Source organism: Mesorhizobium sp. (assembly GCF_004962925.1).
In the GTDB taxonomy this organism is placed as follows: Bacteria; Pseudomonadota; Alphaproteobacteria; order Rhizobiales; family Rhizobiaceae; genus Mesorhizobium.
The window spans coordinates 5,155-13,089 of the sequence record NZ_SUEO01000179.1 but is presented as its reverse complement, the minus strand read 5'-3'; the positions used below and the strand labels follow the sequence as shown (position 1 = coordinate 13,089).

Here is a 7,935-nt window from a genome sequence, read left to right as displayed (position 1 = left end):
GCCCAGTGCCTGAAGGCTATCGGATCGGATCGTCTCAAGCTCGACTAGCCAATTCCGCCAGCTACGGGGCGTATTTGTTGGAGGGAGGCGTTTCGTTTGCAGAGCGCTTTCGGATTATCCTTTGTCGTGTCTCTGAATTTTCACAAAAATTTCAGACGCAATTCCAATAGACTAGGCAACTTTCAGTGTTGTTGAAAATCACCTGATCCCCATATGCCGGAGATCAGCGTTAGACCAGTTTTCCTCAACCTTACAAAAACGACCGAGATGTTCATCATCGTCGGAGCTGTTCGGCTGGAAAACCAACTAACGCCGAAGTTTTCTTCAGCATGGGAGTCCGGCGATGGAGCCGTTAACCGAAAATAGCTCGGATGGCCAACACTCATTCACGCCAGAAACCCTCGGCATCCGCTGGGCGTGTTCGGCACAGCACATCCGGGACCTCATAGCCAAGAATAAATTGCCCTCATTTCGGGTCGGTCGCCTCATCAGAGTATCAATCGAAGCAGTTAGGAACATCGAATGTCAGAAATCCGCGCAAAACTTTTCCGAGGATCATGGTACGCAGTTTGGTCAGATACGGAGTGCGGGACCCAAAGGCGGTCGCTCCGCACCAAAGATAGTGCAGAGGCCCAACGCCGGTTGATAGACTTCAGGCGCGATATGTCCACTCCCGTTGGGTCTCTTGTTGGGGATCTTGTAGAGGCTTACCTCGACGACAAGAAGGGACGCGTTGCGGCACACGAGCGATTGGTTTTTGCGTGGAAGCAGGCCAAAGCGACTTTCGGCCATCTTCGCCCGGATCAGATCACCCGACAGGTTTGCGAAGCATATGCAGATCTGCGGCGTCTCGCGGGTAGGAAAGACGCCACCATCTTGAAAGAAGTCAACGTGGTCCGTCAGGCCATGAACTGGGGCAAGGTCAGCGGGGCTCTATTTGAAGCGCCAAGCGCGCCTCCTCCCCGTGACTGTCATTTGACCAAGACCGAGTATCAGAGGCTCCTCACTGGGTGCAGCCAGCCCCATATTCGGCTCTATTGCGTTCTCGCTTTGACGACGGCTGGCAGGAAGGGTGCGATCTTGGAGTTGACGTGGGATAGGGTCGACTTTGGTCGAAACATGATCCGGCTAGCTGTAAATGGAGAGCGAAACCGCAAGGGCCGGGCGGTCACTCCGATGACCGATCAGACGCGTGCGGAATTGCTGATCGCCAGAGAGGCAGCGCAGACTCCCTACGTGATTGAATATGCCGGAAACCGGGTTCAGGATATAAAGAAGGGCTTTGCCGGGGCTGTACGACGAGCGGGCCTAACCGGCACCGTACCGCACGATCTGCGTCACAGCGCGGCAGTATGGATGGCGGAGGCAGGCGTCGACTTCAACGAGATCGCTCAGTATCTGGGACACACGGACCCGAGTATTACCTACAAGGTCTACGCCAGGTTCTCACCAAACCACTTGCGGAAAGCGGCTTCAGCCCTCGATTTTTAGGCATTTCGGTTCAAGTGAACCGATGGCCCCTGCCTTTTAGAACTGTAACTGTTTGATTTTATTGGCGCACCCGACAGGATTCGAACCTGTGACCTCTGCCTTCGGAGGGCAGCGCTCTATCCAGCTGAGCTACGGGTGCGTTCAGGATCGAAATCCGGAAAACGAACCAGCCGATAAACCGGCAAGTCACGGCTTCTTAGCGGAAGCCGGGTCAGGCTTCAACGGCCAAGTGGAGGTTGTGCGAATTCCGACGACCGGGGCCACAGGTTCAAACCCTGTCGGGTGCGCCGCATTGTGATAGTAGCTTGTTCACGTGCCTGGGATGCGCCGAGCATCCTCGGAACATTCGATGCATTCTCTAAAAGTGGCGGCGTGCCCTATTGCCAAAACGATTCGGCATTCAGACAAGTTCCATTCGAACACGAATTGGCAGACAAGGCACACATGATGATTGCGGACCACTTCAACGGGCTCGAGAAATTCGAATCAGATCTTTGGAAGATTGCCGACAATTTGCGAGCAAACTCCAATCTGGCGTCGAACGAATATTTCATGCCCATTATGGGTCTGATCTTCCTGCGCCACGCGACAAACCGATTTTACGAGGCCAAGGTCGCGATCGAGGCCGACAAGGCTGCTGGCAAGACGCCCAATCGCCTGCTGGTCGAGGCCGATTTTACCCGACGCCGTGCTTTGAACCTGCCGGAAAGTGCGCGGTTCGACGTGATCCTAAAAACCCGGAAGGACGGAAATCTTGGTGCGGCGCTCACCTCGGCGATGGAGGCGATCGAAACTGCCTTTCCGCCGTTAGCGGGCCAACTGCCTAAGGACTACGGCCGGTTCGAGGGCAGCGTCCTCGAAGAAATGATGCGAATGTTCGATTCGGAAGGCTTGCGCACAGCATCCGGAGACGTGTTCGGCCGCATCTACGAATACTTCCTCGCTGAGTTCTCTAAGCAGGGCGCACATGATGGCGGCGAGTTCTTCACGCCGCCATCGATCGTACAAACGATCGTCAACGTGATCGAGCCCGACCACGGCATCGTCTTCGATCCGGCCTGTGGCTCGGGCGGTATGTTTGTACAATCGAGTCACTTCATCGAGGATGAGGGCCTGGATACGATGAAGCGTGTCACCTTCTATGGCCACGAGAAGAACGAGACGACCGCCAAGCTCGCGCAGATCAACCTCGCCGTTCACGGGCTGCAGGGCACGATTCGGGCGGGGAACGAAGCCATCACCTACTACAAGGACCCACACGAACTTGTCGGCAAGTGCGACTTCGTGATGGCCAATCCGCCTTTCAACGTGGACGAGGTCGATGCGGAGAAAGTGAAGGGCGACAAGCGCCTTCCCTTTGGCCTGCCCGGCGTGAACAAGGGCAAGAAGGTCTCGAACGCCAATTATCTTTGGATGTCCTATTTCTACAGCTACCTGAACGAGAAGGGTCGCGCGGGCGTGGTCATGTCCTCGCAGGCGTCGAGCGCGGGTCGCGATGAAGCGACGGTTCGCCAGAAGCTCGTCGAAACCGGCGCTGTCGACGTCATGATCGATATTCGCGGCAACTTCTTCTACACGCGCACGGTCCCCTGCCAACTCTGGTTCTTCGACCGGGCGAAGGAGGAGGACGCAGTGCGGCGGGACCATGTGCTGATGCTCGATGCGCGGCAAATCTTCCGCAAGGTGTCGCGCTCAGTGTGCGATTTCAGTCCGGAGCAGCAGCAGAACATCGCCGCCATTGTCTGGCTCTATCGCGGCCAGCAGGACCGCTTCCTGAAGCTTGTGGATAGCTATCTCGCGCAAGCGGTGGAGCTCGGCGCGAAGGCGCAAAAGCCGCTTGATGGCTATGAGGAGGCGCTCGGAAAACTCGCCGATCTCATGGAGCCCTACGCTAAGGCGAAGCGCAAGGATGATCCACTGGCCGACCCATGGGATGAACTCACCAGTGCGCAGGCGACCTTGACGGCGGATACTGAAGCCTTTGGCGAGGAGGCGGCGGCAAGGTCCAAGGCGTGGCCGGGAGCGGCGCGCGACAGTACCGGGCTGAACGCAGCGCGGGCGGCGCTGCATCCGCTGGCGGATCGCTGCCGGGATTTGACAAAACAGATTGACCTTGCGGTGAAACTGTCGGGCCGGGTGATCGACATCGCCGTGAGGGAGCTTTCGGCACGGGATGCAGACGCCTGGAACAATGCCGAGGTGAACCGGGCACGCAAGGTGCTGGACGGAGCGCGGGCGGATGCGGTCGAGGCGCTGCGGCAGACGCGCTACTTCGTGAAGCAGGCGGACTGGTTGCAGGAGCGCTTCCCCGCCGCCGTCTTGCGCGATGTAGAAGGGCTGGTTAAGCGCGTCGATCGCACGGCGATCAAGGCGCATGACTGGAGCCTGACGCCGGGGCGCTATGTCGGCATCGCGCCCGAAGAAGCGGATGAAGATTTCGACTTCGAGGAAGCCTTGCGCGCCATCCATATCGATCTGAAGGGGCTGAACGAGGAAGCGGTAGAACTCGCAGCGCGGATTGCCAAGAACTTCGAGGAGCTGGGAGCGTGAGTGCGGAACTGGTGCAGCTTGGCGATGCGGTCCGCGAGGATGGGGGCATTCTTCAAACGGGACCATTTGGCTCACAGCTTAAGCAAGCCGAATACTCAGCAGAAGGTGTCCCGGTGATAATGCCGAAGGACATACACAATGGTGAAATCTCAACAGAGTCGGTGGCCCGCGTTCCTGAAGTCACCGCCGATAGGCTGGTTCGTCATCGGGTGGCAGCGAATGGGATAGTGCTGCCACGGAGGGGCGAAGTTACCAAGCGCGCTTTCATTGGCGAGCAGCAAGCTGGCTGGCTCTGCGGCACTGGATGCCTGAAGATTGAAACACGGGGAAATCTCATTTGGCCGAAGTATTTGTATTACTACATGGGAACACCCGGATCGGTTGAGTGGCTCGAACGAAATGCTGTCGGCTCCACCATGCTGAACCTCAGCGCAGAGATCGTTTCTCGGTTTCCAATACGGTTACCTGATATCAATGCTCAGAAGGACATCGCTGATATCCTCTCCGCCTACGACGATCTGATCGAGAACAATCGGCGGCGGATTACACTGCTGGAGGAGACAGCGCGGATGCTCTACCGCGAGTGGTTCGTCCACTTCCGTTTCCCCGGCCACGAACACGTCAAGATCATCGACGGCATCCCCGGCGGGTGGGAAACACAATCCACCTCCGTTGCATTTGAAATCAATCCAACTACTCCACGCAACGATGATGGAGAAATTTTGTGTGTTCCGATGGCCGCTTTATCGGAAACAGCCATGACGGTTGACCGCTCGCCTTTTGAACTTCGCCTTAAGTCGACGAATGTCAGATTTCGAAATTCGGACACGCTCTTTGCTAGGATCACTCCTTGCCTTGAGAATGGCAAAACTGGCTTCGTGTATTTTCTTCAAGACAATGAAGTGGCATGCGGATCGACCGAATTCATCGTTCTTCGTGGTCGAACTGTTAGCCCGTATTTCGTCTACCTCACGGCTCGAATGGATTCGTTCAGGCAAAACGCGATCAAAAGCATGATTGGTTCTTCTGGTCGCCAGCGTGTGCAAAATAGTTGTTTTGATCGATACCGCTTGGCGGTCCCTCCCAAGCTGCTTGCATCGATCTTCGACGATTCAGTTGGGCCAATGTTTGAACAGATCAGCAAACTAGATCAGGCAAACCAGAAGCTCGCCCAAGCTCGCGACCTCCTCCTGCCACGCCTGATGAGTGGGGAGATTGCGGTGTGAGCAATGACAAAAAAGCAGAATTTTCCACAGACTTGCTTGCGGACCTGGGCCAGGAAGCATCGGGCTACCACATGCCGGAGATCAGCAACCGCGATCACGCTTTGTTCCTGATCGAGGAGCGCGATCTTGAAGCGCAGCTCATTGCTATCAAGAGCGCGCTTCGCCGGAATCAGAAGGCGGAAGAAGCCGTCTCCGAGAACATCAGAGAACTGGAGGCACATATCCGCAGCTATGCGGGTGGTGACGATGAATATCAGATGCATATCGAAGGACAATGGGTCGATGCCTTGCATGACTCGGTCTTTCAAGATGCAGCACACAGTATGGCGGCGGTAGGCATGCTGGCACCATTCACCGAGTCCCTTTTCGTGACGATCTTCGCTGGCCTGCGAATGCGGGCGCAGGGTGAGGGCAACACGGACCCGAGGGCAACGGCCGCACAGGATCAATACTGGAACCCGCAGATAGTATTTCGCAGCGGCGGCCTAAAAGATGACCTTGTTGCGGGGATCGCGCAGCTCTCAACCTCGACTGGTTTGCAAGCCTTTTTGCCCGATGGCTACGAGAAGACACTCTCAGCCCTCTTCGGCTACCGCAACAACATGTTCCACAACGGGTTCGAGTGGCCGCTCGAGACGCGGCAGAAATTCGCCAATCGGATTAAGAATGATGGCTGGCCCACCGACTGGTTCCAAAAGGCCATGCACAACAATGACCCATGGATTTTCTACATGAGCGCCACCTTTATCGAGCGTTGCCTTGAAACGATTGACTATGTGCTTGATGGTATCGGAAGATACCTTGCTAGAGAGAAGATTTGACGTGCTCTGATTTGGGGGAAACCGCGTGGCCGTAACTGGCATCAACAGCGAGGACCGGCTGGTTCAGGCGACCTTCGCCGCGCATTTGAAGGAGAAGCTCGGCTGGGAGTCTGTTTATGCCTATAACGACGAGACATTTGGGCCGGGCGGCCTGCTTGGTCGCGCCAGCACTAGCGACGCCGTGCTCGCCCGTGATCTTCGTGCAGCGCTCCAACGCCTCAATCCCGACCTGCCGTCTGCCGCGATCGACGAAGCGCTACGGGCGCTGACCGTCCATGATTTCAGCCGCTCGATGGTGCAGCATAACCAGGATTTCGCGCGCCTGATCCGCAACGGCGTGCCCGTGTCTTGGCGTGACGCTACAGGCCATCGCCGCGACGCCCGCGCCCGCGTGATCGACTTCGACAATGCACCCGGCTCGAACCGCTTTCTCGCCGTGCGCGAACTGAAACTAACCGGCCTGCGCACGCCAAACTACAACCGCCGCGCCGATCTCGTCTGCTTTGTAAACGGCGTGCCGCTAGTCTTCATCGAGCTGAAGGCGGTCTACAAGAATATCCGCGCCGGGTTCGACGGCAACTTGCGCGACTATGTGGACGAGAATGTTATAGCCCATGCCTTCCACCACAATGCCTTCCTGATCGTGAGCAATGGGCACCGCGCCCGCTACGGTTCGATCACAAGCGAGTGGGATCATTTCGCCGAATGGAAACGTCTTGACGAAGGCGACAAGGGCGACGTTGAAGCCGAGATCTTGCTGAACGGTATGCTGGCGCATGACCGGCTGCTCGACGTCGTCGAGAACTTCATCCTGTTCGATGAAAGCAAGGCGGGCAAGACGCGCAAGATCGTGGCGCGTAACCATCAGGTCCTCGGCGTCAATCGCGCCGTGGCGTCGGTCGCGTATCAGGAGGAACTGAAGCGCGAGTTTCCACTCGAAAGGCGGCTTCAGCACCGCATAGTGGAACTGCCGCTCGAGAGGCGACCAGCTGAGGACCGAGGGCGTGCCCTGCACTTGGCTGGGATGGCTGAGGCGCCGCAATCCCCCTTTATTCCGGAGGGGCCGATCGACATTGTCGAACGGGTGCACCCGGACCTCGGGCGGCTTGGTGTATTCTGGCATACGCAAGGCAGCGGCAAGAGCTATTCCATGGCTTTCTTCACCGAGAAGGTGCGCCGCAAGGTCGAGGGCAATTTCACCTTCCTACTAATGACGGATCGCAATGATCTGGACAGCCAGATCTACAAGACCTTCGTAGGCTGCGACGTGGTTGAGAAGGACACGCCGCGCGCCGCCTCTGGCGCGGACCTCGAAAAACTGCTGAAGGAAAATCACCGCTACATCTTCAGCCTGATCCACAAGTTCAATCAGGACGTGGACCCCAAGAAACCTTACAGTGAGCGCGACGACATCATCGTGATTTCGGACGAGGCGCACCGGACGCAAGCGGGAAGACTCGCCCGCAACATGCGCCTGGCGCTGCCAAACGCCGCCTTTATCGGTTTCACCGGAACACCGCTGTTCAGGCAGGATGAAATCACCAAACGTATCTTCGGCGGCTATGTCTCGCAGTACAATTTCAAACGATCCGAGGAAGACGGTGCGACCGTCAAACTCATCTACGAGAACCGGGGCGAGAAGCTCGGTGTGGCGCGCGCCGATCTGAACGACCGGATCGCGGCGAAAATCGAAGAGGCCGAACTCGACCCGGACCAGGCGGCCTTACTCGATAAGCTGCTTGGCAAGGACTATGAAGTCATCACCGCCGACGAACGGCTTGACAAGATCGCGGCGGATTTCGTCGAGCATTGCTCGACGCGGTGGGAAGCCGGAAAATCGCTGTTCG

At 57.2% G+C, this 7,935-nt stretch carries 5 protein-coding genes and 1 tRNA gene; 5 read left to right on the top strand and 1 reads right to left on the bottom strand.

All coding sequences use genetic code 11. From position 1 onward, the window contains the following. Nucleotides 1-522 precede the first annotated feature (522 nt). Complete coding sequence (locus E5W87_RS26960; protein ID WP_292404579.1) at nt 523-1,491, top strand: site-specific integrase; 969 nt, start codon at nt 523-525, stop codon at nt 1,489-1,491. A 62-nt stretch (nt 1,492-1,553) separates the two neighbouring features. Here the strand turns inward: E5W87_RS26960 and E5W87_RS26955 are convergent. Beyond that, nucleotides 1,554-1,630: transfer RNA gene (locus E5W87_RS26955), tRNA-Arg, on the bottom strand. 143 nt (nt 1,631-1,773) lie between these two features. On the opposite strand from E5W87_RS26955, the gene E5W87_RS26950 reads away from it, so the two are divergent. The 4 genes from E5W87_RS26950 to E5W87_RS26935 all read left to right on the top strand — a co-directional run. Continuing rightward, nucleotides 1,774-4,041, top strand: coding sequence for a class I SAM-dependent DNA methyltransferase (locus E5W87_RS26950; RefSeq protein WP_292404577.1), 2,268 nt, complete (start codon nt 1,774-1,776; stop codon nt 4,039-4,041). Beyond that, entirely contained in the window at nt 4,038-5,267 is a 1,230-nt protein-coding gene (locus E5W87_RS26945) for a restriction endonuclease subunit S (protein ID WP_292404575.1), read from the top strand. Before E5W87_RS26950 ends, E5W87_RS26945 begins: the two co-directional genes overlap by 4 nt. Next, a complete protein-coding gene (locus E5W87_RS26940) occupies nt 5,264-6,088 on the top strand; it encodes a hypothetical protein (RefSeq protein ID WP_292404573.1) in 825 nt (274 codons plus the stop codon). The genes E5W87_RS26945 and E5W87_RS26940 overlap by 4 nt, the downstream gene beginning before the upstream one ends. 25 nt (nt 6,089-6,113) lie before the next feature. Further along, nucleotides 6,114-7,935, top strand: a 1,822-nt coding sequence (locus tag E5W87_RS26935) for a type I restriction endonuclease (RefSeq protein WP_292404571.1), incomplete at its 3' end; no start/stop codon positions are given.

Coding starts and splice junctions, on each gene's coding strand:
- E5W87_RS26960 (WP_292404579.1), top strand. CDS start 523: ATGTCAGAAATCCGCGCAAAACTTTTCCGAGGATCATGGTACGCAGTT.